Raw genomic sequence first — 23570 nt, 5'->3', positions numbered from 1 at the left:
CTTGCGGTTTTGAGGGTGTTGTGGTATAATTTGCAATTTTTGTGAAACGATGATATAATTGTTTCACAGAGGTGAAGTGCATGCCAACAAGTTTAGCGAACATTAAGAACAAACTGGACGATCGCATTGGCGAAAAGCTCATGGTGATTGCTCAGGCCGGTCGTAAAAAAACGACAGAGCGGCATGGAATTCTTCGGGAAACTTACCCAGCAGTTTTTGTGGTTGATTTAGACCAAGATGAAAACTCGTTCGAACGGGTTTCCTACAGTTATACCGATATTTTAACCAAGAACATCGAAGTTGACTTTGATGAATAAATAATTGGGCCGGATAAGGCCTTTTTATTTTGCCGTCAACCATAGTATAATGGGCTTAATCAGATTCACGAGAACAGTAGACGATGCGTCTACTTGAGAAGTAAGGTGGAGCTCATGCAACTGATCGAAAAGGCGCCAGCCAAGATAAACCTCGGGCTCGACACGCCTTACCATCACCAAGATGGGGCGGAAGAGTGGAATATGGTTATGACGTCCGTTGACTTGGCTGACTATGTGGAAATTCAAACGTTGACGAAGCATAAGCGGATTCGTGTGGCTTCGGATAGCGGCTTTTTGCCGAATGATCAACGGAACCTCGCTTTTCAGGCGGCCCATTTATTACAGACAAACTATGGTATTGACGAAGGGGTCAATATTCGCATTAAAAAAAATATTCCCGTAGCGGCTGGCTTGGGTGGCGGTTCTTCCGATGCTGCGGCTGTCTTACGGGGACTAAACCAATTGTGGTCGTTGGGACTTAGCTGGCAAGAGTTGGCGGAGTTGGGGTTGCAAATTGACTCCGATGTACCTTATTGTGTGTATGGTCGGACAGCACATGTACGAGGTCGAGGCGAACGGATCACACCACTATCAAAGCTTCCGGCAGCGTGGGTAGTTTTAGCTAAACCCAAGGTGAGTGTGTCGACGCCCAGCATCTTACAGCAGATTCAGTATGATCATTTGGAACACCCGGACATTGACGGCTTGTTACGCGCGATCCGCGAGCAAGATATTCAAGGAATGTGTGCGGTGATGGGCAATGCGCTGGAACCCTTGACGGCTCACCGCTATCCGGAGATCACCCAAATTAAACAGCAAATGATGAAATTTGGTGCGGATGCAGCGCAAATGAGTGGCACGGGGCCCACAGTCTTTGGGCTATGTAGTAAGCAGTCTCGAGCACAACGGGTGTTTAATGGAATGAAGGGGTTCTGTCGCGAGGTGTATTTGGTGCGGCCATTGCCTTAGAGGAGAGCTGACAAATGACGGCAGATGAAGTTTTTCAAGCGATTCAGGCAGATCCAGAAAACCAAGCTTTCACGGCGCAAGGTATTTTGCCGTTGTATCATATAGAGGAAAATGCCGAGATCCTGCTGATTAGTCAAGCGCCCAGTCGACAGGCGCAGGCATCAATGACGTTTTGGGATGATCCCAGTGGAGATCGATTGCGTAGCTGGATGGGCGTGACGAAAGACCAATTTTATCATTCCAGCAAGATTGGCGTGTTGCCGTTAGACTTTTACTATCCGGGCAAACACGCTCACGGTGGTGATTTACCACCACGGAAGGGCTTTGCGGAAAAATGGCATGCGCCGTTATTAGCGTTGATGCCTAAAGTGAAGTTGACCTTATTAATTGGTCAATATGCGCAAAAAGCTTACTTACCTAATCGGCAAAAGACGTTGACCGCCACGGTGGCCCATTTTCAAGACTACCTACCGGCGTATTTTCCGTTAGTTCACCCGTCACCGTTGAATTATGGGTGGCAAAATCAACACCCGTGGTTTATGACGGATGTGGTTCCCGTGTTGCAACAGCGAATTCAATCAATTATAAAATGAAAATCCCCCTGTAGCGGGGGATTGATCAAAAAAACAGTTCTCCCAACGACTCACCGGTCGTTAGGGGAACTGTTTTTAGTTTGTCAGATTACAGCTTGATCGTTGTAGCTGCACCATCCAGGGTGACCTGAGTGGTCTTGCCGTTTTCATGAACGTAGATGGTAGCATTACCGCTTAAACCAGTGGTTGTGACCTTGAGTTCGTTACCAGTTCGGTCAACCGTGACCTTACCAGCATCTTTGCCTTTTTGATCCACAACCGCAACACTGGTGGTACCTTCATGCATGTCGTATAAGTGAATATCCAAGTCCTTGGTGAAATCATAGTCGGCATGAACGGCCTTAGGATTCCGCAAGAGAATGGTATTTTCACGGGCGAGAACAGGGAGGTCTAACTCACTGTAGTTTTGACTGAGCCACTTACCATCTTTGACATCGTAGAATTCGTTGTCATCGATAATGCTGGTCCATTTGCCAGCTGGCAGATAGAGGTTGACATGACCTTCATGATTGAAGACCGGTGCCACCAGAATTTGACTTCCCAACATATATTGGTTATCCAACGTGTGCGCCGTGAGGTCTTGGGTAAAGTCAAACCACATTGGCCGCATTAGTGGGTTACCATAAGCGGCGTTATGAGCTGCTTGGGTGTACAGGTAGGGCATTAAGGATAGTTTCAAATTGACATACTTGCGCGTATTTTCCACGGCTTCGTCATCGAAGTTCCATGGGACCCGGTAAACGTTACTACCGTGATAACGACTGTGAGAAGATAGCAAACCAAATTGCGTCCACCGCTTGTACAGATCAGCCGTTGGTGTATCGGGGCCATCCTCGAAACCACCAATGTCATGACTCCAAAAGGCAAAGCCAGAACTCAAGAATGACAGCCCACCATGTAAGGTGTCGGCCATGTTCTTGAAGGTGGACAAGGCATCGCCACCCCAGTGAACCGGGTACTTTTGAGAACCGACTGTTGCGGAACGGGCAAAGACGACAGCTTCACCTTTCCCCTTGGCTTCTTCAATGGTTTCAAAGACCGCTTGGTTGTATTGTAGGGTGTAGTAATTGTGTTCTCGTTTCGGGTCGGAGCCATCAAAGAAGACGGCATCGTCGACTGGAATCCGTTCACCAAAGTCGGTCTTAAAGCAATCAACCCCCATATCAAGTAGGGCTTGAAGCTTGCTCTTGTACCACTTCACGGCGTCAGGGTTGGTAAAGTCCACGAAGGCGTTACCGGCCTGCCAGAGATCCCATTGCCAAATGGTGCCATTTTCACGCTTGACGAAGTAGCCTTTTTCTTTACCTTCTTCAAACATCTTCCCTTTTTGGGCGATGTACGGGTTGATCCAAACACAGACCTTAATACCGCGGTCGTGAATCTTCTTAATTAGGCTAGCGGGATCTGGGAACTCGTCACGATCCCATTCCATGTTGCTCCATTCGAAGCCCTTTTGCCAGAAGCAGTCAAAGTGGAAGACATCTAGTGGAATATTGCGTTCCTTCATGCCATCGATGAATTTCATGACTGTTTTTTCACTGTAGTCTGTGGTAAATGAGGTGGTCAACCACAAGCCGAAAGACCATGCTGGTGGTAATTGCATTTGACCGGTCAGTTGGGTGTATCGGTGCAAGATTTCTTGTGGCGTTGGCCCATAGATGACATAGTATTGCAGTGATTGACCTTCAGTACTGAATTGTACCCGGTCAACATTTTCAGAGGTAATCTCGAAATCGACCGTTTGTGGTTGGTCAACGAAGACACCGTAGCCAGCATCCGTTAAATAGAAGGGGATGTTCTTGTAAGATTGTTCAGAAGCTGTCCCACCATCTTGATTGGTGATTTTGACCTCTTGACCATTCTTAATGAAGTTACCAAACCGTTCACCGAGACCATAAACCTTGTCGTCTACGCCCACGTTCAGTTGTTCGCGCATGTAATCCTTATTAGTTGAGGAATCATGGATGACCCCTTGGGCCTTGTCTAAGGATTGGGTCAACAAATGATCCCCATTTAAGAAGTCTAATTGGAACGCCTGCTTAAAGGGAATCCGGGCCGTTAGTCCGCCAGAGGTAAAGGTCAATTCATCATTGCCCGTGGTAATGGCAACATCTGGGTTTTGATTGTTGATATGGTAGGCGGGGCCTTTTTCGCTTTGATCGAAGTGCGTCAGCTTAACACCAATCACCCCTTCAACGGGTGAGGTTAGGTCGATCGTACTCATTCCTAGGTTAAGTTCGTCGCCGCGTTCATTGATAAACTTGAATGGCGCGTACAGCGTTAATTTGTTATCAGTTTGCTTGTAGTCAAAGACTTCTCGTGGGGATTCAATTTGGTATTGTGGTCGGGTTAACCAGTAGCCGTTCGTAAACTTCATGGAAGAACACCTCTCAAAATTTTTAGAAAATTGAATTTCTTAATCGACAAACTCAGTGTACTTGTGGTTTTTGCAAATGTCAACGCTTTCATTTAGCCAAAAGCATGAAATAGTGACGACTCATGTAGTAAATTGGTTTACTAAACCAACTGGGTATTGACAAGTGTAAGCGGTTCCAGTATGCTTAGTTTCGAAAATTGAATTTTCTTGAATGTCGACGATTCAGCATTAATTTTCAGTATCACATAATGGATTCATAAACTATAGAGGTGTTTAATATGAGTGAAAATGCTGCTAAAGCCGAGCCAGCCATGAAAAATATGGTTCCTTGGAACGAGCGAATTGCCTATAGCTTTAGTGACTTCGCCTGCAACTTGTCCTTCCAAATGGTGGGAACATACTTAATGATTTTCTATACCGATACCTTTGGCCTAAGTGCTGCGGCTGTCGGAACGTTATTCTTAGCTGCTCGGATTGTGGATGCCTTTGATGGGCCTTTCTGGGGGATCATGATTGACCATACCCACACCAAATGGGGGAAGAGTCGACCGTACTGGTTATGGTTCTCAATTCCATTTGCAGTCTTCTGTGTGTTAGTCTTTACGACACCCAATATGAGTTTAACCGGTAAATTAGTCTGGGCTTACGTCACTTATATTGGGGTCGATGTGCTTTACTCGGCAGTTAACATTCCTATTACCTCAATTTTGCCATCATTAACGAGTAACCCACAAGAACGGGTCACATTATCCACTATTCGACAATTCATGGGAACTGCTGGTGCTACGTTAATCACCGGGATTACGTTGACAATGGTTGCTTTCTTTGGTCACGGATCAACCACTAGTGCTCGCGGTTGGTTTATCTGGGCCTTGATTGTCGCTGTAATTGTGGTGGTCATCTTTGGCTTTGTCTTCAAGTACACCACTGAACGGGTTCAAACCAAGAGTTCTCGTAAGTCAATTCCAATTAAAGAATCTCTGAAAGCCTTGAAGCGTAACTGGCCATGGGCTATCATTATCTTCATCAACTTTATTTACTGGATGGGAATGCAAACCCGGTCACAAGTGACGGTTTACTTCTTCAAGTACAACATGCATGATGCCACGTTAGCTTCGCTTGTCTTGAGTTTACAGTTGGTGGCCTTGGTGGCCGTGGTGTTGACACCATGGACGGCTAGCCGAATTGGTAAGCGAAACACCATGCTCGGTGGGATGATCTTGGCCGTGATTGGTCAATTACTCTTGAGCTTGGGCGCTAACAATCTGAGTGTACCAATGATTATCTTTGCGACAATTATTGGTTACTTAGGAACGGGTTATGTGTCTGGTTTAATTGCCGTTATGTTGGCCGACGCCGTGGATTATGGCGAATGGATCAACGGTGTCCGGGCCGAAGGAATTGTAACGTCATTTTCTAGCTTCAGTGCCAAACTGGGGATGGGAATTGGTGGTGTGATCACTGGTTGGATTTTGACTGGGACTGGTTACGTTGCCAACAAGACCCAAACGGCTGGTGCCTTACACGGGATCGAATTAAACTACATTTGGGTACCACTCTTGGGCTTTGCCTTATCCGGAATTGCGTTGATGTTCTACCATGTTGATGGCATCGAAAAGAAGATGCAAAGCGACTTGGCTGAAAAGCATGCTCGTGAAAACGCCGAAGACGGTGAATAAATCAAAAAGTGAGTGACCCAAGATGATTATCAATAAGGATGTCATGCGGGACCATAACGAACGGTCCGTTCTCCAAACAATTGTGAACCACGGCCCCATTTCAAGAACCGAAGTTTCTAAGCTCTTAGGACTCAATAAAGTCACGGTTTCTGACATTATTGGGTCGTTGACTGAACGCAAGCTGGTTACGAGTCAGGGCGAGGCCCGAGCTGCCGCTTCCGGCAGTGGTCGCCGGCCGGAATTAGTGGCTTACAATGTGACGTACGGCTACGTGATTAATTTCAGCATTTCCGGCTTAACGTTAGAAATGTTGGTCACGCAACTGGATGGACGGGCACTTGAATATAGTCAAAGTCCGATTGATAATCTAACGGTGCACCAAGTTGTTGCCAAAATGGAAGAAATGGTTCGGCAGCTACCTAAATTCAAAGTGGACAATGGTTTACAGGCGATTTCCATTGCGATTTTTGGGGTGGTTTATCAAAATGAAATTATCAGTTCACCGTTCGTGGACTTTGAAGATGTTGATTTGGTGGGCCATTTTGAGCAGCGCTATCATGTTCCAGTGATTATGGAAAATGAAGCGAACTTGTCAGCGATCTTTGAACAGGATTACAGCAAGCAAGAATTACAAAGCTTGGTGTCAATTAGCATTCACGAAGGCGTTGGTGCCGGAATCTTGCTAAATAAACAATTGTATACCGGAAACTACGGTCGAGCTGGTGAAGTTGGGCAAATGCTACTCACTGAACCGGACAAGCCACGGCAGCGACTGGCTAAGTTGACGAATTTCGATCAGGAATGGTCACAATCGGCTTTGCTAGCTAAAGCTGCCCGTCTGAAAGGGCGACCGACATACACGCTAGCAGACTTGGTGCGGGCTAATGAACAAGGGGATGCGCAAATCACACATCTAATTGAGGACTTTTGCTATCAACTGGCGGTGGTGACGAGCAATTTGATTATTGCGTACGATCCACAACTGGTGTTCTTCAATTCCCCATTGATTGACCAGTTACCGGAAATTTTGAAAAATGTTCAAATGAAATTGAGTTTTATGCCACTAGTGCCACCACTGGTTATGTCTAAGGACGTTAAGTATGCCACGCTGTTAGGTGGGGCCTCCTTAGCCATTCACAAGGTGTTGGACATGACTGGCACGCGGTTAATTCTGCACCATTAGTGCCACCGAAAAAATACGATACGGCCAGCTCGCGGTGAGCAGGGCAGTATCGTATTTTTTTCAAAATGGATTGTTGTGGTATGACAACGCAGTTGGATTCAGCTATGACAATTACTTTTGGTTGGACTTGCCCGCCCTCTGGTCGCGGTAAATGGGCTGGAATGTACTGGACAAGGCTAGAGGGTGTCACAGCGACTGAAAAATAAGTAAGGATAAACCCTAAGGAGGATGTATTGTGACTAAAAAAACATTACCAGCAGATTTTTTATGGGGAGGTGCTGTAGCAGCACACCAAGTTGAAGGCGCTTACGACGTTGGCGGTAAGGGGTTAAGCGTGGCCGATGTTATGACGGCCGCCGGGACACACGATGAACGGCGGATTACCGTCGGCGTTCAACCCAATGAGTTCTATCCTAACCATGAGGCTGTGGATTTTTATCATCAGTATCCCACAGATGTCAAACTCTTTGCCGAAATGGGCTTCAAGTGTTTTCGAACGTCGATTGCGTGGTCCCGAATTTTTCCACAAGGTGATGAGGTCGAACCCAATGAAGCTGGACTTGCCTTCTATGATCGCCTGTTTGATGAGTGTCATAAATATCATATTGAACCGGTCGTGACGTTGTCTCATTTTGAGATGCCCTATCACTTAGTGACCAAATACGGTGGTTTCCGAAGTCGGCAGACGATTAAATTCTTTACCCGCTTTGCTCAAACGGTCTTTGAACGTTACCGCGACAAGGCGACCTACTGGCTGACCTTTAACGAGATTAATAATCAAATTAACTACGATCGGGCCTTCACGCTCTTTACCAATTCAGGTATTCAAGTACAGCCGGGAGAAAACGCTGAAGCAGTGATGTATCAAGCCAGCCATTACGAGGTTGTTGCTAGTGCGATTGCGGTTCAAATCGCCCACACAATTAATCCGGACTTTCAGGTTGGGGCGATGGTCGCATTTTCACCAGTTTATCCCGCCACGGATAAGCCCCGTGATGTCTTCAAAGCACAACGGGCGATGCAGGCGCGCTTCTGGTATTCCGATGTGCAAGTTGAAGGTCAGTATCCGACTTGGCTGACCAACTACTTTGAAACCAAGGGGTTTGATCTGGACATCACCGCAGCTGACTTAGTTAATTTGCGGCAAGGCACGGTCGATTATTTGGGCTTTAGCTACTACATGTCTTTTGCCACCGCGGCGACTGACGATGAGGATGACCAATTCTCTTATAACGAAACTGATGATTTAGTGACCAACCAATTTGTTCCGCAATCCGCTTGGGGGTGGCAAGTTGATCCACAAGGACTGCGGTATGGCTTGAACTGGATGAACGACCGCTACCACTTGCCTTTGTTCATTGTGGAAAATGGCATTGGCGCGATTGACCAGTTGACGGCAACTCATGAGGTCCATGATCAATACCGGATTGACTATCTGCATGACCATATCGAGCAAATGGAGTTGGCAATGACCGAAGATGGCGTGCCAGTAATGGGATACACTCCGTGGAGTGCCATTGACATTGTTTCTGCCAGCACGGGGCAATTATCCAAACGATATGGGTTCATCTATGTCGATCGGAACGATGATGGCAGTGGGAGCCTCGCTCGCTACCGTAAGGACTCATTTTATTGGTATCAACGGGTAATTGCCTCGAATGGGGCTGACTTAACGCCGACTGGTGGTGAACATGATGGCAGTGAAGCGTGATCCTTTATTAGTGATTGATATCGGCGGTACTACGGTTAAATATGGTGTGTGGCAGGCAGAACAGCTCACCGATAAAGGAAAATTCATGACCCCCGCTACGTGGCCGGAGTTATTAGCAGCGTTGACACAGTTAAAGGTGAGACAGACCAGCGCTATTACGGGGGTCGCCATCAGCTTACCTGGAAGTGTTGATCCAATGGCTGGTAAAATTTCAGGGACGAGTGCCGTGAGTTATTTGAATAATTTTCCGATTAAGGCCGTCTTGACCCGTGCCTTAGGTGTTCCGGTAAGTATTCAAAATGATGCGAATTGTGCGGCATTAGCGGAGTTATGGCAAGGAAATGCTCAAGGGCTCGACAGTGCGGTCTTCATGATTATCGGAACCGGGATTGGGGGTGCGGTAGTGATGAACGGACAGCTCATGACCGGCCCGCAGCAGTTTTCCGGTGAGTTTGGTTACATGGTGATGAACGAGCAGGGAGCAACGCTGAGCGAAATTGGGAGTCCGGTAAAAATGGCCGCCCGGTTTACCCAATTGGAACACTTGGCGACGTCGGTATCTGCCCAGACAGTCTTTCGGGCGGCCCAAGCTGGTGATCCCGTTGCCCAGACTTGTGTGACCGAGATGACCCATTGGTTGAGTTGTGGGGCCTTCAATCTGTCTGTTGGGTTGAATCCCCAACGGGTATTAATTGGCGGAGGAATCTCGGCACGGCCGGGTTTCGTCGCTGACTTACAGGATCAGGTTCAACAGTTAATGGTGGCGCACCACGCACCATTAACCGTTGATCTACAGCCCTGCCGTTTCTTAAATGATGCCAACTTGATTGGCGCAGCGGCTCAGTTTTATGCGGAACATCCGGCCAGTGCCGCATTAAGCGCTAATGGAAACGAGTAATGACATGTGATAAATGGAGCCTGGGAAAAAATCTCAGGCTCTTTTTTGTGTTAGGTTGGTGAAAAATTTATCATGAGAGAACATAGCAATTTGTTGACGTTTTCTCATTTAATTTTAATATTATAAGTAACGGTTGAGAGTTAGACGAGGGGATAAATGGAGGTGGGACAATGATGAGCATGCAAGTTCGGACGGTGGGAGCGTATCTTTGGTCATTAGCCCAAGGCACCCTGGTCCTAGGAGCTTTGCTGGCAATTGCTGGTGAAGGTGGTGGCGGTCACTGGTCATTTCAAGTCACTCCGTTTGTTAGCTGGGTGATGCTAAGCTGGCTGGTCTGTTACCCGATATTACGAAAAACTTATCGCCGACTGTATCAGCAGAATAATCAGGAAATGGCGTCCTATAAGAAGCGATCATTAGATTTACACCATCAGGATATGGCCAATAGCCATCAGGGATATCGGTGGTCACCTAATGGGGTGTCAACCAATCCCTGGGAATATAACTTGGCAAATACGCAAAGTACTGATGAAATTTTGAATCCGATTTATATTTTTTGTGTCCATCAGTGGATCACTTTTTTATTGTTGATGTTTGGCCCATTGTTAGTGTTAGGTGTCTGGCTGGTTAAAGGCATTAAGTGGGTCGTCAAGCCAAAGTAGGGGTAAGGGGATGACGACATGGCACAGGTCATTGGGGAATACGGATTACTTGGATTCATATCAATAGTGGGTATTGTAACAATTGTGAATGGGTCCAGCTATCGAAAAGAAAGTCTGTGGTTGCAGCTTTCAGGCTGGCTGAACGTGGGATGCCTATTGATAGGGCGGCTGAGCTTTTTTCTACTCCGGCCGTTGTTTAGCGATATTATCGCCGTGTTGGCCGGTATCATTTGGTTGGCGGCGTTGTAACATGGTTGGGGAATGGGGCGGATTCACTGGCAACATCATGTGGCTCGGTTAGCAGTGTTACTGATTCTAGTTAGCCTAGCAATTGATTAATTTATAAAAGGGAGAACGTGGTCATTGGCGACCAGGTTCTCCCTTTTGAAAGTAGTTTAAGATTAATCGCTATCCAGACCATTACGGCGATAAGCGTAAAGAAACAGGCCCACGCCGATAACTAGCCAAATAAGTAGCACGGCAATATCTTGGAAATCCCAGTGATAGCCCTGACCCAAGGTTTGATCGACCAATCGAGTGAGGATCCCCGAATAGGTTAGGTTGGCAAGCATCTCAAACGTGTGGTTGAGAACGCGGAAGAAGGGCAGCATGGTGAAGATAAATAGCAACGGCATGCTGACGATCCCAGCCTGTGTTTGATTTTTTGACAAGATTCCCGTCATGTAACCCAGTAACATGCTGATGAGCGCACAGATGGTAGATATTAACAGAAAGCTGCCCCAGGGAATGACGGACCACGCCACCCCAGCAATAGGGATCATTAGAACGTTAACTACTTCAATAATTACCAGTACTGGTAAAGCACTGCCAATGAAGAAATCTAATCCGCTGACAGAAGCAGTCATCAAGACGCGTAGGGTGTGTTTTTCCTTTTCTTCGGCCAATGGACCACTGCACATCATAATACCACCCATAACGGTGTTGAATAGCAGGCCGAAACTAAGCAAGTAGGCGCCACCCATGGCACTCGCAGCGTCGGCGGCAGTTGATTGGTCGTGAATAATTAGACGTAATAGATAGACCATTAACATCGAAAAGGCGGGGATAAATGAAATGGATAAGTTATGAATAATCATGTGAAGCTTGAGTTGTGCAATTGCCTGAATTTTTTGCCAGTGGCGGTTCATTCTAAATTCCTCCCGGTAACTTCTAAGAAAACGTCTTCTAGTGTGGGCTCTCCTGAGTGAATGGTCACAATATGACCAGCGGTTATTTCCCGGGCAATAATCGTCTGCCCAGCTGGACCACTGAGGGTTTGTGCGGCAGTCTCTCCCTGAAATAAGACACGATAATTTTGATGCCGGTTATATTTTAACCGTAAGGCTTGTGGTGTACCCAACTCAACGATTTGACCGTCGTTAAGTAAAGCGACTTGGTCACAAAGTTTAGTGGCTTCGGTCATGTTGTGCGTGGTGAGAAAGATAGCAGTTCCTTGATCTCGAAGATCTCGGATTAAGTGATGAATCGCCAGTGCCGTGCTGGGATCTAAACCACTAGTTGGTTCGTCTAGAAATAGGACTGCTGGGGCATGCAACACGGCGCGTGCTAAGATTAATCGTTGTCGCTGTCCTTGTGACAGCTTTCCTGCCAATTGCTGCTGTTGTTCGCTGAGGCCGACGCGGGCTAGTAGCGGGGTAACCTTCGTCGTAGCAACGCCCAATAATTTGGCAAAGAAACGAAGGTTGGCGGTAACCGATAATCGGTCGTACAGGCCACTATTGTGGGTAACGATCCCCACATGTTCATAAATGGCGGGTGTTAATTGGGTGACGTCGTGTCCTAAGACAGTGGCCGTCCCGGCACTGGGAGCGAGTTGCCCAGTTAAAATTTTAAGGGTCGTTGTTTTACCAGCACCCGAGGGGCCGAGAAAACCGAAGATCTCTCCTTGATGAACGGTAAAGGAAAGATCACGTAGCGCACTAGTGGTTTTAAAATGTTTCGCTAGATGCTGAACCTGAATGGCAGTGGTTGTCATGTGTCGTTGCTCCTTTGAGGTTTAAAATAGATTAGGTCACAGGACTTAATCGCTGCCTCTAATTTAGCAACATCGGGACGATATGTCGTTAAAATCGGGTCAATTGTGCTGAATGATTGGCGAGTAGTGACCACAGTAAGGTGGGTGGTACCACTAAAAAGAGATCAAAGTGCGTAATTCTTCCAGCCGGGTGCGTGATAAAGGAAGTTTAGGCGCTGGATGGCCCTTGAGAATAAGGGTATAGCTGTTGCGTGAATAGCTAATCAGTTCGGCGATTCGCTGTAAATTAACTAAGTAGGAACGGTGACACCGAAAGAAACCAAAGCGTTGAAGTTTGGCTTCCAGTTCTGTCAGCGTCAAGGTAGAGGAAAAGGTATCATTGCCAACGTGGACCGTACTGATGGAATTGATGCTTTCGATGAAGTCAATTTCGTCAGGACTAAAGAAGATGGTTTTATCGTCTTGTTTGCAGGCAATCTTAAAGACTTGTGTGGGTTGAATAGCGGGACCGGTCGTGTCAGGCGTATCTGGTTTTAAATCGACGCTTTCTAATCCCGTTGGGCTGTATCGATAAATGGTGTCACTGACTAGGAGGAGTTCTTCCAAGTAAGGAGCGGTGCAGATAACGGTCACACCCGATTGTCGTAGGTATGTGAGTCCTTGAAGGTACAGCTGAATCCCGTCATCGCTGAGTTCATTTAGGGGATTTTCTAAGAAGGCTAAATCAGGATGTAAAACAACCAGGCGTAAAAGGACAACGCGCTGTTGTTGGTCTTGACTCAGCCGTTTTAGTGGTAGATGCCAGACCTCATGAAGGGCTAGTGCTTCTTGGGCAGCCGCAAGGTCGATTGGATGAGCACTAAGCTTCAGAAATAGGTGGGCGTATTGACTTACGGTAAGCTGGGGGTACCCCGCATCCGTTGTTAAATTAGCCATGATTGTGGTATCGTTTCGGACAAGTTGACCACTGGTGGGTCGGGTTTTTCCAGTCAATAAATTAAAAAAGCAACGACTTTCTTGGTGCGTGACTTTAAGCCCAACTTGGCTGCCTGTGGGGATGGTCAAGGTAATATTTTTGAGCAGCGTCCCTTGCGACGTTTGTTTTAAGACTTTTTCGAAGATAATGGGTGTCACATTATTCACGCTCCTAGTCAGTTTTCTTCATTATCTCTAACCGATTAAACCTTGTCAAAATGGTCAGGGAATTAGTGGCACGATTAGCAGTTTTTCGGTACAGTGAAGGTAATACAAAAAGAAATGGGGTAATCGTGATGAAGACTTGGCAAAAAGTAGTGAGTGGGGCTGCTGCACTTTTTGCGGTGGGTGCTGTTAGCGTACTGGGTGCCGCGGCCGGATTGTATTTAGCGGCGACAAAGTCTTATGCTCGCAGTCGCCAACAATCCAAAGAACGGGCGATTAGTGAGAATACAGCTGCTGATAATGCCTGGTATTTGCGCCATCATCCGGTTGAATGGACACAGATGACGGCGGATGGGTTATGCTTACGCGCAAGCTGGTTAGCTGCTAAGCAACCAACAACGAAAGTGGTCATCTTAGCCCATGGCCTAGGTCATGCTCGCGAGCAAATGATTCCATGGGCCCGGGTTTTTCATGAGTGGGGCTATGCCGTATTGATGCCCGATGCTCGCGCTCACGGTGAAAGCGATGGTCATACGATTGGCTATGGGTGGCCAGATAGGCACGATTACCAGGGCTGGATTACGCAGGTTATTGACCAAAACGGTGCGGACAGCCAGATTGTGCTGCTAGGAATTTCCATGGGTGCCGCGACTGTGATGGCGACGGCTGGTGAGGACTTACCAACGAATGTTAAAGCAATTATTGCCGATTCAGGATATGCTAGTGTCTTGGGTGAGGCGCGCTATCGCATGTGGCATAATTTTCATGTTCCAGCCCGGCCAACCTTAACGATTGCTGACCAATACTCACGGTGGGGCGATTACCGTTTGGCGGATGGTGACATTGCGGGACAATTGAAGAAAAGCCAGATCCCACTATTACTGATTCACGGGGCCAAGGATACGACGGTTCCGGTGGAAAACTTAGATATTTTGTACCAAGCGGCGGCCGGACCGAAACAAAAATATTGTGATCCTAACGCCGAACATATTGCTACGCGGGATGCGGACCCCGTCAAATATGATCAACTTGTCGCGGATTTTTTGTCAACGGTCATTGCGTAATCGAGTGAAACGCTGGTTGACAAGTTTTCAATATCTGGTAAACTACTAAACGGTAATCATTACTGTTTACATTTAATTTTTGAAGGATTGGGATGACGGACGTGCAGCGAAAGAAGTGGCTAAATGGGCATCAGATAGGGTTATTAGGTGTGATGGTCATGGTATTGGTCACACTAACAGGGTGTCAGCCGACTTCGACAGCTAAGCAGTCCCGACAAATTAATGTGGTTGCTACATTGGGATTTTATGGTGAAGCGGCGCAGGCAATTCTCGGCCATAGTGGCCACGTGACAACTGTGATTAATAGCCCCAGCATTGATGCTGAAAGTTATGAACCGGATATCAAAACGGCCAAACAAGTTGCCCACGCTGATGTGGTAGTTGAAAATGGCCTGGGATATGACAGCTGGATGGATCGGGTGGTTGCCGCTAATCAAGATGCCGATACCAAAACATTAACGATTGGTAAGTTGATGGGAAAAAAGACCGGTGACAATCCGCATTTATGGTCCGATCCCACCGTGATGATGACGGTAACTCAGCGACTAGTGACCCAATTCAGCCGACTGAATCCCAGTCAAGCAGCAACCTATCGTCGCCGCGGTGCCGCCTATGAGCGTCAGCTAGCAGTATTACCTAAGTTGGCGCGGCAGATCAAGCGACAGGCGAAAGGCCAGCAAGTGGCGGTTAGTGAACCTGTTTTCGATCTTGCCTTGACGGCCATGGGGTATCGTGTGAGTGACGGGCACTTTGCCCAGGCCATCGAAGAGGACAGCGATCCGACTCCGGCCGATATTACCCACCTTCAAGCGCAAATCAAACATCATCGCATCGCATTTTTTGTAGAAAATACCCAAAATTCCAGCAAGAATGTGACGGCCATGGTGCAACTCGCACGACGGTATCATGTGCCGGTAGTCAAGGTCACAGAGACTATGCCGGCCCATCAAAGCTATCGTACGTGGATGCTTAGTCAGTACCAGCAAGTCAAACGGATTCAGGAGGACAGTCACTCATGACGACAACGCCAATTTTAAAATTAGATCATTTAGGCGTGACCTTCCCCAATCACCCCGTTTTCACCGATCTGAACTTAACGATCCATCAAGGAGAATTTTGGAGTATCGTTGGTAAAAATGGGGTGGGAAAGACCACGTTAATGCGCACGATCCTACACCAACTGCGGCCAACACACGGACAGGTGCAATACTTACCGCATACCGCGGATGTCAAGATCGGGTATGTTCCCCAATTTCGTAACATCGATGCCGATTATCCGCTGACCATTCAAGATTTTATCGGCTTAAACCTCACGGGGTGGAAATGGCCCTGGTTATCGCGGTCAGAGCGGAAAAAAATTGAGCGAATTTTGACGGAAACTGGGCTAACCACGCTGGCTAAGCGGCCGATTGGTCAAGCCTCCGGTGGAGAACGACAAAAGGCCTATCTCGCCCAAGCCTTAGTGGAGGCGCCTAACTTGTTGATTCTCGATGAATCGACGGCGAGCTTAGACCCAGTAACCAAGACCGAATTACTGGATTTAGTCGTTGAGTTAAATCAACGCCTGAAGTTAACGGTGCTATTTGTCACCCATGATATTCCGATGGCCCGTAAGTACAGTTCACGTTACCTCATGTTGACCCCCCAAGGTACCGAGCAAGGACCGATTGCGGGGCTAACGCAAGAGAAGGTGTGGGAGGGTGAACATGTTTAATTATGAATTTATGCGTAACGCCTTTGCGGCGGGAACCATTATTGCGATTATCTGTGGCATTATGGGGGTCTTCGTGATTGCCCGGAATATGTCATTTTTGACCCATACCTTGTCGGAAATTGGGTTTTCCGGGGCCGCTTTCGGGGTCTTCGCTGGCTGGGCGCCGCTGAACGGGATGCTCCTGTTTACCGTTGTTAGTTCGGTCATTGTTGGTCAGTTGAGTGCGCGGAGTGAACGGCGGGAGGCTGCCACTAGTGCGATCTCGGCATTATTTATTGGGTTGGGAATTTTATTCTTGTCATTAGCCAATAAGAATGCCAGTTACGCAACCAGTATTTTATTTGGTAGCGTCATTGGCATCAGTGCCAGTGATGTGCGCCAGATGTTGTGGCTATCCATCTTAGTTCTAATCGTGGTCTTTGTGATCTATCGATTCTTAAAATTCGATTCTTTTGACCATACAGGTGCCCGGGTTAAGGGGTTATGGACCAATACCTTATCCATCACCTTCCTGGTTTTAGTCGCCTTGAGTGTGAGTGTGGCGGCCCAAATTGTGGGGTCGTTACTGATCTTCATTTTATTAACGCTTCCTGCAGCCACAGCCAAATACTTTGCCCATACCGTGAGTGGCATGATGGTCCTGGCGATTGGGTTGGCGCTAATTGGAGTCTGGGCCGGCTTAACGCTAAGCTATGTCACTAATTATCCCGTGTCGTTTTTCATCGCGGCAATTGAGGCAATTTTCTACTTTATTGCGTTGGGATGGCAACGACTTCAAACAGCAGAATAGATAATAGTAAACGGGACGTAGGCCAGTGATGGTCTGCGTCCCGTTTACTAGTTCTTGCAAAGTCTGATATATTTGAAACAGAAATATTCGGAAAAAATAAACCTAAAGATAATCTTAACGCAACTATTGCATATTGCTTTTTCATGCGTTTTTTCTCCTAAAGTATAGTGAAAATGTCAGAACTGGCAGAATGATTGGCATAGCGATCATTTCTATGAACAGCGTGGCTACTCGGATATCTAAGAATTCTTTTTCTCTATCATAAATAGGAAGTTGCAAAACACTTGAGAAAAATATGGGGTCTTTTCTTGAGAAATTAAAATGATCATGTGTTGTTAATCTGAATGTTAGTTCGCGCTTGGCAATGAGAATTTGGGCAATTGGTAATAGGCTATAGCAAAGAGTGAAGTACCAAGAGGTAGCATCTCAATTGAAAATAAAGTAACCAGGGATAAACCGGCAGTTTACGAGAATGAGTAATACGAAGATTGGCAGACCTTGCAAATAGGAAACAACGTAGTTCAGTGGCCGACTAAAATCAGCAGTCACTTGCATGCGAAGTGCCAGTATATTGTGGTGCATACGATCCCCTCCCCATTGTTATAATTATTATACGTGATGACAAAGAAAGTACAGTTATGAGGTGGGATTGTTTTTAAATTGGTCAAACTTTGGTTAGTAGTGACGAGATGAGATTTATTCCTTCAATACGGTGGTGAATGTGCAAACTGGGGGCCTAGAACGTTTACTTAATTTGATGAATTAATAGCACCGAGTCATGATGCTGGCACATTAGAAATTACTCGTGGTTGTCTCCTTTACCACAAAGCCTAGCCCAATATTCACAGCGACTCACATGAGACGCGTGTCTGGAAGGCGGATCAGCAAGGGAGAGCATGCGGAACTGACTGATTTTTACAGCGAATAAGCTGTGAGTAATGGTTGGTTTTCTTAAAATTCCGCAAGTTTTCAGATTTTTCACGGAAATATAGCGAAAAACCCGAACAATTATGCTAAAATTGGCCTTACATATCATTGATAGAAAATAGTTGAGGTGAAGTAGTTGAAAGTCAGAAGAAGTGACCGATTGGTCGATATGACCCGGTATTTACTAGAACGGCCCCATCAATTGGTCTCATTGACCTTTTTTGCGGCCCGTTACGAATCAGCCAAGTCCTCGATTAGTGAAGACTTAACGATTCTGAAACGGACATTTCAGAACCGCGGTACCGGCTTGTTAGAAACGGTTCCCGGGGCGGCTGGCGGGGCACGGTTTATTCCTTATATTCTCCGTGAAGAAGCCGAACATTTTGTGGAAGACATGATTGATGAGTTGTCTGCAGCCGACCGGTATTTGCCCGGTGGTTACGTCTACATGTCAGATATCCTCGGCCGGCCAGCAGCATTACGGCAGATTGGGCGGATTTTAGCCACCCAGTATTTGAACCAAAACGTGGACGTCGTCGTCACTGTCGCCACCAAGGGGATTCCATTGGCCCAGAGTGTGGCTAATTATCTGAATGTCCCATTTGTGATTGTCCGGCACGATTCACAGATTACAGAAGGCTCGACGGTCAGTGTGAACTATGTTTCTGGCTCGACTAAACGTATTGAACGGATGGCACTCTCTAAGCGAAGTGTGAAACCCGGTTCACGTGTATTAATTGTGGATGATTATATGAAGGGTGGCGGGACAGTCGGTGGTCTGCGCTCCCTCGTTGATGAGTTTGATTCCCAGTTGGCAGGTGTCGCCGTCTTTGCTGAAGGGGATTTTGCTGGGCAACGAACGGTTAGCAAATATACGTCTCTGGTCAAGATTCAAACGCAAGATGAACAGATCAAGGTTGCGCCCGGAAACTATTTAACGCAAATTTTTGGTGACAAAACTACTCAATTAAATTAGCTAGGAGATCGTTAAATGACAACGAGAAATACTATTATCCTTGCTGCTGGTAAGGGCACTCGGATGAAGTCAAAACTGTATAAGGTACTACACAAAGTTTGTGGCAAAGCGATGGTTGACCACGTATTAACGCAAGTGGAAAAGACAGATATGTCCAAGATTGTCACGGTTGTGGGCTACGGAGCTGATGAGGTCAAGTCAACGTTAGGCGACCGGACGCAATACGCGTTACAAGCCGAACAACTGGGGACGGGGCATGCGGTCCTACAGACCGAACCCATGCTAAAGGATGAAGCCGGCACAACATTAATTGTGAGTGGTGATACGCCATTATTTCGGGCAGAGACGTTTGAAGATTTATTTGCTTATCATGAAGCCAAACATGCCGCTGCCACGATTTTAACGTCAATGGCGCCAGACCCCACCGGTTACGGTCGGATTGTTCGGAATAATATTGGTATCGTGGAAAAGATTGTTGAACAAAAGGATGCCAATTCTGAAGAACAAGAAATCCACGAAATTAACACCGGCGTGTACGTGTTTGATAATCAAAAGTTATTTAAAGCGCTCCATGAGACGTCAAATGATAACGCCCAAGGGGAATATTACCTGACAGACGTCATCGAAATTTTGAAGCATCAAGGAGACATTGTGGCTGCTTATCAAATGGCTAATTTTGATGAGTCGATGGGAGTTAATGATCGGGTCGCCCTGTCTGCGGCAACCAAAATCATGCGTGACCGCATTAACGAAGCCCACATGCGTGATGGTGTGACGTTAATCGATCCCGCGACAACCTACATTGATGCAGGTGTCAAGATTGGTGCAGATACTATCATTGAACCTGGTGTTTTACTGAAGGGAAACACAGTAATTGGGGAGGACTGTTACATTGGTGCCCACTCTGAATTACGGAATGCGGTACTGGCTGACCACGTCACAGTAACCTCGTCCTTATTGGAAGATTCCGATATGGCCAGTGGGTCGAACATTGGACCCAATAGTCATTTACGGCCAGAATCTCACATTGGACCTAAAGTTCATTTGGGGAACTTTGTTGAAGTTAAGAAGGCGACGATTGGTGAAGGCACCAAAGTGGGGCATTTGACTTATGTGGGTAACGCTAAATTAGGCCGGAACATCAACGTGGGGTGTGGCGTAGTCTTCGTCAACTATGACGGTAAGAACAAGCATGAAACTGTCGTGGGGGATGATGCCTTTATCGGCTCAAACTCTAATTTGGTTGCGCCACTAGACGTTGCCGACCATAGTTTTATTGCAGCCGGCTCTACAATTACCGATGCCGTAAACCGCTACGATATGGCAATTGCTCGTCAGCGCCAAACGAATAAACCCAATTATTATCAGAAACTACCTTATCGCGGTGAAGATTAAGCGGAAGGTCTTGTGTTTCCCGACGCGATAGCATAAAATTGTTGTAGGAAATTCAGGCAGACTAATGCTATTGGAGGAAATTATGGCTACGCAATATTTTGACCCTAAATTAAAGATTTTTGCGTTGAACTCCAACAAACCGTTGGCACAAAAGATTGCTGACGAGGTTGGTGTTGAGTTAGGGAAAACGTCGGTGGACCGTTTCAGTGATGGTGAAATTCGGATCAACATTGAACAAAGTGTCCGGGGATGTCATGTGTACGTGATTCAATCAACGTCAGCTCCCGTTAACGATAACTTAATGGAACTGTTGATTATGATTGATGCGTTACGGCGGGCCAGTGCGGCAACCATTAACGTGGTCATTCCGTACTACGGGTACGCGCGTCAAGACCGGAAGGCCCGGTCACGAGAACCAATTACGGCTAAATTGGTCGCAAATATGTTGCAAACGGCCGGGGTTACCCGGGTCTTGGCACTTGATTTGCATGCAGCTCAAATTCAAGGGTTCTTCGATGTACCAGTGGATCATTTGATGGGTGCGCCGCTCCTGGCCGACTACTTCATTAACAGTGGTTTGGCTGAAAATGCGGTCGTGGTTTCACCTGACCATGGTGGTGTGACGCGGGCCCGGGCGTTAGCCGAATTCTTGAAGGCGCCAATTGCGATTATCGATAAGCGGCGGCCTAAGGCTAATGTGGCTGAAATCATGAATATTATTGGAGACGTCAAAGGTAAGCGGTGTATCATGATTGATGACATGATTGATACAGCCGGAACGATTACATTAGGGTCACAAGCTCTAATGGATGCCGGTGCCTTGGAAGTGTATGCTAGTTGTACTCATCCGGTCTTATCTGGGCCAGCTATTGAACGGATTAAGAAGTCGCCAATCAAGAAGTTAGTGGTGACGGACTCGATTCAGTTAACTGCTGACAAGATGATTGATAAGGTTGAACAGATTTCTGTGGGTCCACTGATGGGTCAAGCTATCAAGCGGATTAATGAGAATCGCCCAGTCAGTCCATTGTTCAAGAATCGGTTTCACAGTCAAGAACAATAAAGTCATCTAAAAACTTGAGCGGCGCGGTGCGTTGGCTCAAGTTTTTTCATTAAGTGATGGACAATAGATGGGATTAGGTTTGGCTGCGAGAGTGAGGAATGACAATATGAAGAAATGGCAACGAGCAGCGACCGGAACGGTTGGTGCAGGCTTATTGGTGGCCTTAGTGATGAAGATTTTAGGCCAGTCATTGTTAACCATTGGTAATTTATTATTCATGGTTGGTCTAGCCTTAATTGTTTTTGGTGCTATCTGTGTGTTGCTACGCGGGCATCTATTGACGGGGACTCGGCGATTGTTCCGCCGCGCCTTTAGACAAAAGGTGGAGCCATTGCCAGATGAGAAAGTACCCGTGCGCCACGTGGCAAGCGTAAAAAACAGCCCCATTGTCATCAATGCCCCTGCCCGTTTTGGGTTAGTCGCAGGTGTCTGCTACGTGATTTTGGGAATCGTTTTTACCATTTAAATTTGACTTAAAGACAGTCGTTGACGACTGCCTTTTTTATACTCAAAAAGGCTGGGGGTCCCCCCAGCCATAATTTCCAGCGTAACAGGTTATCTTAGATGACTTGATCGTCCAGTTCACCGATTGCTTCAATCATCCGTTCTACTTCGCTACGAGAGACGGTCGAACGGGTGAGGGCGGCTGAGAGTTGGTCAGTGAGTCCGGATAACGCCGTGTAAAAGTGCTGATCGGCAATAAATTGGCTGTGTTTGCCCATGATAAACCGCAGTGTATCCGCCGAACACGTGGCATTAACATCTGCCGATCGGAGTTGAAGAATATGGTGAATATCACTTAATGGTAAGCCCGCCCGCCGTAGGCTATGAATAATGTGATAGGTTGCTAAGTCGGCTATTGTATAGTTGCGGTGATTCGTAGCAGTTCGTTTGGGAATCAACAAATCCGCCCGTTCATAAGTCCGCAGGGTGCTACAATTACAGCCGACCTTACCAGCGAAATCTCTGGTGTTCATCGCACGTCACCTCCTCTCGATTGCGAATAGGTTACCACGTTAAGGAACTGAGGGGGGTCAAGGACTACTGAAAATAATCAAAATTCAGGGTGGTTAGGCCAGTTATTTAAAAAATCGGGTAAATTGCTAAAGGGTGAAGTTACGTTTGCCCATGATAGTTAGCCAAGATGCTTCTGGGGAAGAACCGCTGCGACTACTCAGAAAAATCTGGTATACTGAACGCAAATGATGTGAACGTGTGAGTTAGTTTTTAGGAGAGTTATTTGTATGGTAGATAGCGTATCAAAACGGGTCATTCATGATCTGAAACAGCGAATTCTGGCTGGAGATTTTGCCACTAAAAGACTGCCAGATGAACAGCAATTAAGCGAATGGTATCAAGTCAGTCGTAGTACAGTAAAGCGGGCTGTGAATCGATTGGCTGAGCAGGGCATTGTTTTTAGAAAACGTGGGGCGGGGACCTTTATTAATCCCTTCTTTTTGAAGAATAAATCGGCCTTTCACTATGAAGGGAAAAATTTGGGTGTGACGGATAGCTTTCAGGTCGGGGATAGCCAACCGAAGAGTGAATTACTAGACTACCAAGTGATTGCAGCCACCCCGGAGTTGCAACAAGATCTATTTTTAGAAAGTACTGATTTTGTTTATCAGATTAAACGCTTGCGGTTGTTTGATCAGCGACCCATTATTATTGAAACAGGGTATATTCCGATTAAGATTTTGCCGGCATTAACGCCGACAGTTGCCCAGCACTCAATCTTTAATTATTTACAAGAGATTAAGGGACAGTCTGTCAGTCGTTCTTTTTTGTCAATTTCGGCTGAGCCATCAACCAGAGAAGATCAGCAGTTATTAAATCTTTCTAAAACTGAACCGGTTGGCGTCATGGCGGGCATTTTCTTCTTAGATGACGGTACCCCCTTTGAAGTTTCCAATATGCGCTTGCATTATCAGTATCTGAAATATAATACGTTTGTGAATCTGGATCAGGACTAGAACACTTGTCAGACTAGCGGTTGGCTCTTACACAAGCAAGCACCCCTTGAAGAAAATTGCCTAAAGTTGAGCAGTTTACTTGAAGGGGTGTTTGTGAAATGGCATAATGAGAACCGAATTATTTGGAATTGGACCGTATCAAT

At 46.6% G+C, this 23570-nt stretch carries 24 protein-coding genes; 18 read left to right on the top strand and 6 right to left on the bottom strand.

What is annotated here, in order from left to right:
- The first annotated feature begins 80 nt into the window (after positions 1-80).
- The 3 genes from ACP4IT_RS05405 to ACP4IT_RS05395 all read left to right on the top strand — a co-directional run bounded on the left by ACP4IT_RS05405 (position 81) and on the right by ACP4IT_RS05395 (position 1879).
- Complete coding sequence (locus tag ACP4IT_RS05405) at positions 81-317, top strand: Veg family protein (RefSeq protein WP_011667243.1); 237 nt, start codon at positions 81-83, stop codon at positions 315-317.
- 114 nt (positions 318-431) lie between these two features.
- Positions 432-1286, top strand: coding sequence for a 4-(cytidine 5'-diphospho)-2-C-methyl-D-erythritol kinase (gene ispE, locus ACP4IT_RS05400; RefSeq protein WP_011667244.1), 855 nt, complete (start codon positions 432-434; stop codon positions 1284-1286).
- A 14-nt stretch (positions 1287-1300) separates the two neighbouring features.
- Positions 1301-1879, top strand: a complete 579-nt coding sequence (locus ACP4IT_RS05395) for a uracil-DNA glycosylase family protein (protein WP_024855180.1) — start codon at positions 1301-1303, stop codon at positions 1877-1879.
- 88 nt (positions 1880-1967) lie between these two features.
- Here ACP4IT_RS05395 and yicI read toward each other — a convergent pair whose 3' ends face one another.
- The gene (gene yicI, locus ACP4IT_RS05390; protein WP_024855179.1) at positions 1968-4256 is read right to left on the bottom strand and encodes an alpha-xylosidase; all 2289 of its coding nucleotides are present in this window, start codon (positions 4254-4256) and stop codon (positions 1968-1970) included.
- 278 nt (positions 4257-4534) lie between these two features.
- On the opposite strand from yicI, the gene ACP4IT_RS05385 reads away from it, so the two are divergent.
- The 6 genes from ACP4IT_RS05385 to ACP4IT_RS05360 all read left to right on the top strand — a co-directional run bounded on the left by ACP4IT_RS05385 (position 4535) and on the right by ACP4IT_RS05360 (position 10638).
- The gene (locus ACP4IT_RS05385) at positions 4535-5935 is read left to right on the top strand and encodes a glycoside-pentoside-hexuronide (GPH):cation symporter (RefSeq protein WP_011667247.1); all 1401 of its coding nucleotides are present in this window, start codon (positions 4535-4537) and stop codon (positions 5933-5935) included.
- A gap of 22 nt (positions 5936-5957) precedes the next feature.
- Complete coding sequence (locus ACP4IT_RS05380) at positions 5958-7118, top strand: ROK family transcriptional regulator (RefSeq protein WP_011667248.1); 1161 nt, start codon at positions 5958-5960, stop codon at positions 7116-7118.
- A gap of 235 nt (positions 7119-7353) precedes the next feature.
- On the top strand, positions 7354-8829 hold the full coding sequence (locus ACP4IT_RS05375) for a 6-phospho-beta-glucosidase (RefSeq protein WP_082265157.1): 1476 nt from the start codon (positions 7354-7356) through the stop codon (positions 8827-8829).
- Positions 8813-9727, top strand: coding sequence for an ROK family protein (locus tag ACP4IT_RS05370; RefSeq protein ID WP_082265158.1), 915 nt, complete (start codon positions 8813-8815; stop codon positions 9725-9727). Before ACP4IT_RS05375 ends, ACP4IT_RS05370 begins: the two co-directional genes overlap by 17 nt.
- 173 nt (positions 9728-9900) lie before the next feature.
- Positions 9901-10389, top strand: coding sequence for a hypothetical protein (locus tag ACP4IT_RS05365; RefSeq protein ID WP_225439541.1), 489 nt, complete (start codon positions 9901-9903; stop codon positions 10387-10389).
- 18 nt (positions 10390-10407) lie between these two features.
- Positions 10408-10638 (top strand): hypothetical protein, encoded by a 231-nt coding sequence (locus tag ACP4IT_RS05360; RefSeq protein ID WP_172757586.1) that lies wholly within the window; start codon positions 10408-10410, stop codon positions 10636-10638.
- A 152-nt stretch (positions 10639-10790) separates the two neighbouring features.
- Here the strand turns inward: ACP4IT_RS05360 and ACP4IT_RS05355 are convergent, their stop codons facing one another.
- From ACP4IT_RS05355 to ACP4IT_RS05345, 3 genes are all read right to left on the bottom strand, one after another.
- Positions 10791-11537, bottom strand: coding sequence for an ABC transporter permease (locus ACP4IT_RS05355; protein WP_082265160.1), 747 nt, complete (start codon positions 11535-11537; stop codon positions 10791-10793).
- Positions 11534-12385 (bottom strand): ABC transporter ATP-binding protein, encoded by an 852-nt coding sequence (locus ACP4IT_RS05350; RefSeq protein WP_021740996.1) that lies wholly within the window; start codon positions 12383-12385, stop codon positions 11534-11536. The genes ACP4IT_RS05355 and ACP4IT_RS05350 overlap by 4 nt, the downstream gene beginning before the upstream one ends.
- Before the next feature lie 153 nt (positions 12386-12538).
- Positions 12539-13519: a LytTR family transcriptional regulator DNA-binding domain-containing protein gene (locus ACP4IT_RS05345; protein WP_082265161.1), complete on the bottom strand. Its 981-nt coding sequence runs from the start codon at positions 13517-13519 to the stop codon at positions 12539-12541.
- 137 nt (positions 13520-13656) lie between these two features.
- Between ACP4IT_RS05345 and ACP4IT_RS05340 the strand changes: the two genes are divergently transcribed.
- From ACP4IT_RS05340 to ACP4IT_RS05325, 4 genes are all read left to right on the top strand, one after another.
- Positions 13657-14589 (top strand): alpha/beta hydrolase, encoded by a 933-nt coding sequence (locus tag ACP4IT_RS05340; protein WP_082265162.1) that lies wholly within the window; start codon positions 13657-13659, stop codon positions 14587-14589.
- Positions 14590-14681: 92 nt separating this feature from the next.
- Positions 14682-15608 carry a metal ABC transporter solute-binding protein, Zn/Mn family gene (locus ACP4IT_RS05335; protein WP_141267937.1) on the top strand — a complete coding sequence of 309 codons (927 nt, stop codon included), beginning with the start codon at positions 14682-14684 and terminating at the stop codon, positions 15606-15608.
- Complete coding sequence (locus ACP4IT_RS05330; RefSeq protein ID WP_043022357.1) at positions 15605-16303, top strand: metal ABC transporter ATP-binding protein; 699 nt, start codon at positions 15605-15607, stop codon at positions 16301-16303. The genes ACP4IT_RS05335 and ACP4IT_RS05330 overlap by 4 nt, the downstream gene beginning before the upstream one ends.
- Positions 16296-17093, top strand: a complete 798-nt coding sequence (locus ACP4IT_RS05325; RefSeq protein WP_011667256.1) for a metal ABC transporter permease — start codon at positions 16296-16298, stop codon at positions 17091-17093. The genes ACP4IT_RS05330 and ACP4IT_RS05325 overlap by 8 nt, the downstream gene beginning before the upstream one ends.
- Positions 17094-17519: 426 nt before the next feature.
- Here ACP4IT_RS05325 and ACP4IT_RS05320 read toward each other — a convergent pair whose 3' ends face one another.
- Positions 17520-17675 carry a hypothetical protein gene (locus tag ACP4IT_RS05320; RefSeq protein ID WP_011667257.1) on the bottom strand — a complete coding sequence of 52 codons (156 nt, stop codon included), beginning with the start codon at positions 17673-17675 and terminating at the stop codon, positions 17520-17522.
- Positions 17676-18156: 481 nt separating this feature from the next.
- Between ACP4IT_RS05320 and purR the strand changes: the two genes are divergently transcribed.
- The 4 genes from purR to ACP4IT_RS05300 all read left to right on the top strand — a co-directional run bounded on the left by purR (position 18157) and on the right by ACP4IT_RS05300 (position 21920).
- Entirely contained in the window at positions 18157-18996 is an 840-nt protein-coding gene (gene purR, locus ACP4IT_RS05315) for a pur operon repressor (RefSeq protein ID WP_087609296.1), read from the top strand.
- 15 nt (positions 18997-19011) lie between these two features.
- Positions 19012-20391, top strand: a complete 1380-nt coding sequence (gene glmU / locus ACP4IT_RS05310) for a bifunctional UDP-N-acetylglucosamine diphosphorylase/glucosamine-1-phosphate N-acetyltransferase GlmU (RefSeq protein WP_015473317.1) — start codon at positions 19012-19014, stop codon at positions 20389-20391.
- A gap of 82 nt (positions 20392-20473) precedes the next feature.
- Entirely contained in the window at positions 20474-21454 is a 981-nt protein-coding gene (locus ACP4IT_RS05305) for a ribose-phosphate diphosphokinase (protein ID WP_011667260.1), read from the top strand.
- A 106-nt stretch (positions 21455-21560) separates the two neighbouring features.
- Positions 21561-21920 carry a DUF3899 domain-containing protein gene (locus tag ACP4IT_RS05300; RefSeq protein ID WP_011667261.1) on the top strand — a complete coding sequence of 120 codons (360 nt, stop codon included), beginning with the start codon at positions 21561-21563 and terminating at the stop codon, positions 21918-21920.
- A 94-nt stretch (positions 21921-22014) separates the two neighbouring features.
- Here the strand turns inward: ACP4IT_RS05300 and ACP4IT_RS05295 are convergent, their stop codons facing one another.
- Positions 22015-22431 (bottom strand): MerR family transcriptional regulator, encoded by a 417-nt coding sequence (locus ACP4IT_RS05295; protein WP_011667262.1) that lies wholly within the window; start codon positions 22429-22431, stop codon positions 22015-22017.
- 267 nt (positions 22432-22698) lie between these two features.
- Between ACP4IT_RS05295 and ACP4IT_RS05290 the strand changes: the two genes are divergently transcribed.
- Positions 22699-23427: a GntR family transcriptional regulator gene (locus ACP4IT_RS05290; RefSeq protein WP_015473320.1), complete on the top strand. Its 729-nt coding sequence runs from the start codon at positions 22699-22701 to the stop codon at positions 23425-23427.
- Positions 23428-23570 lie beyond the last annotated feature (143 nt).

Source organism: Levilactobacillus sp. LN180102, from assembly GCF_050106635.1.
GTDB lineage: Bacteria > Bacillota > Bacilli > Lactobacillales > Lactobacillaceae > Levilactobacillus > Levilactobacillus brevis.
Note: the sequence above shows the minus strand (reverse complement) of the source record. Positions and strands in the feature narration are given on the sequence as shown.

What these genes read in the sequence shown, in the direction of transcription:
- ACP4IT_RS05335 (WP_141267937.1), top strand. Translation starts at nt 14,682, where the DNA reads ATGACGGACGTGCAGCGAAAGAAGTGGCTAAATGGGCATCAGATAGGG.
- ACP4IT_RS05385 (WP_011667247.1), top strand. Translation starts at nt 4,535, where the DNA reads ATGAGTGAAAATGCTGCTAAAGCCGAGCCAGCCATGAAAAATATGGTT.
- ACP4IT_RS05340 (WP_082265162.1), top strand. Translation starts at nt 13,657, where the DNA reads ATGAAGACTTGGCAAAAAGTAGTGAGTGGGGCTGCTGCACTTTTTGCG.
- ACP4IT_RS05395 (WP_024855180.1), top strand. Translation starts at nt 1,301, where the DNA reads ATGACGGCAGATGAAGTTTTTCAAGCGATTCAGGCAGATCCAGAAAAC.
- ACP4IT_RS05355 (WP_082265160.1), bottom strand. Translation starts at nt 11,537, where the DNA reads ATGAACCGCCACTGGCAAAAAATTCAGGCAATTGCACAACTCAAGCTT.
- ACP4IT_RS05365 (WP_225439541.1), top strand. Translation starts at nt 9,901, where the DNA reads ATGAGCATGCAAGTTCGGACGGTGGGAGCGTATCTTTGGTCATTAGCC.
- glmU (WP_015473317.1), top strand. Translation starts at nt 19,012, where the DNA reads ATGACAACGAGAAATACTATTATCCTTGCTGCTGGTAAGGGCACTCGG.
- ACP4IT_RS05380 (WP_011667248.1), top strand. Translation starts at nt 5,958, where the DNA reads ATGATTATCAATAAGGATGTCATGCGGGACCATAACGAACGGTCCGTT.
- ACP4IT_RS05405 (WP_011667243.1), top strand. Translation starts at nt 81, where the DNA reads ATGCCAACAAGTTTAGCGAACATTAAGAACAAACTGGACGATCGCATT.
- ACP4IT_RS05305 (WP_011667260.1), top strand. Translation starts at nt 20,474, where the DNA reads ATGGCTACGCAATATTTTGACCCTAAATTAAAGATTTTTGCGTTGAAC.
- ACP4IT_RS05370 (WP_082265158.1), top strand. Translation starts at nt 8,813, where the DNA reads ATGGCAGTGAAGCGTGATCCTTTATTAGTGATTGATATCGGCGGTACT.
- ispE (WP_011667244.1), top strand. Translation starts at nt 432, where the DNA reads ATGCAACTGATCGAAAAGGCGCCAGCCAAGATAAACCTCGGGCTCGAC.
- ACP4IT_RS05360 (WP_172757586.1), top strand. Translation starts at nt 10,408, where the DNA reads ATGGCACAGGTCATTGGGGAATACGGATTACTTGGATTCATATCAATA.
- ACP4IT_RS05330 (WP_043022357.1), top strand. Translation starts at nt 15,605, where the DNA reads ATGACGACAACGCCAATTTTAAAATTAGATCATTTAGGCGTGACCTTC.
- ACP4IT_RS05320 (WP_011667257.1), bottom strand. Translation starts at nt 17,675, where the DNA reads ATGCACCACAATATACTGGCACTTCGCATGCAAGTGACTGCTGATTTT.
- ACP4IT_RS05295 (WP_011667262.1), bottom strand. Translation starts at nt 22,431, where the DNA reads ATGAACACCAGAGATTTCGCTGGTAAGGTCGGCTGTAATTGTAGCACC.
- ACP4IT_RS05350 (WP_021740996.1), bottom strand. Translation starts at nt 12,385, where the DNA reads ATGACAACCACTGCCATTCAGGTTCAGCATCTAGCGAAACATTTTAAA.
- yicI (WP_024855179.1), bottom strand. Translation starts at nt 4,256, where the DNA reads ATGAAGTTTACGAACGGCTACTGGTTAACCCGACCACAATACCAAATT.
- ACP4IT_RS05300 (WP_011667261.1), top strand. Translation starts at nt 21,561, where the DNA reads ATGAAGAAATGGCAACGAGCAGCGACCGGAACGGTTGGTGCAGGCTTA.
- ACP4IT_RS05290 (WP_015473320.1), top strand. Translation starts at nt 22,699, where the DNA reads ATGGTAGATAGCGTATCAAAACGGGTCATTCATGATCTGAAACAGCGA.
- ACP4IT_RS05325 (WP_011667256.1), top strand. Translation starts at nt 16,296, where the DNA reads ATGTTTAATTATGAATTTATGCGTAACGCCTTTGCGGCGGGAACCATT.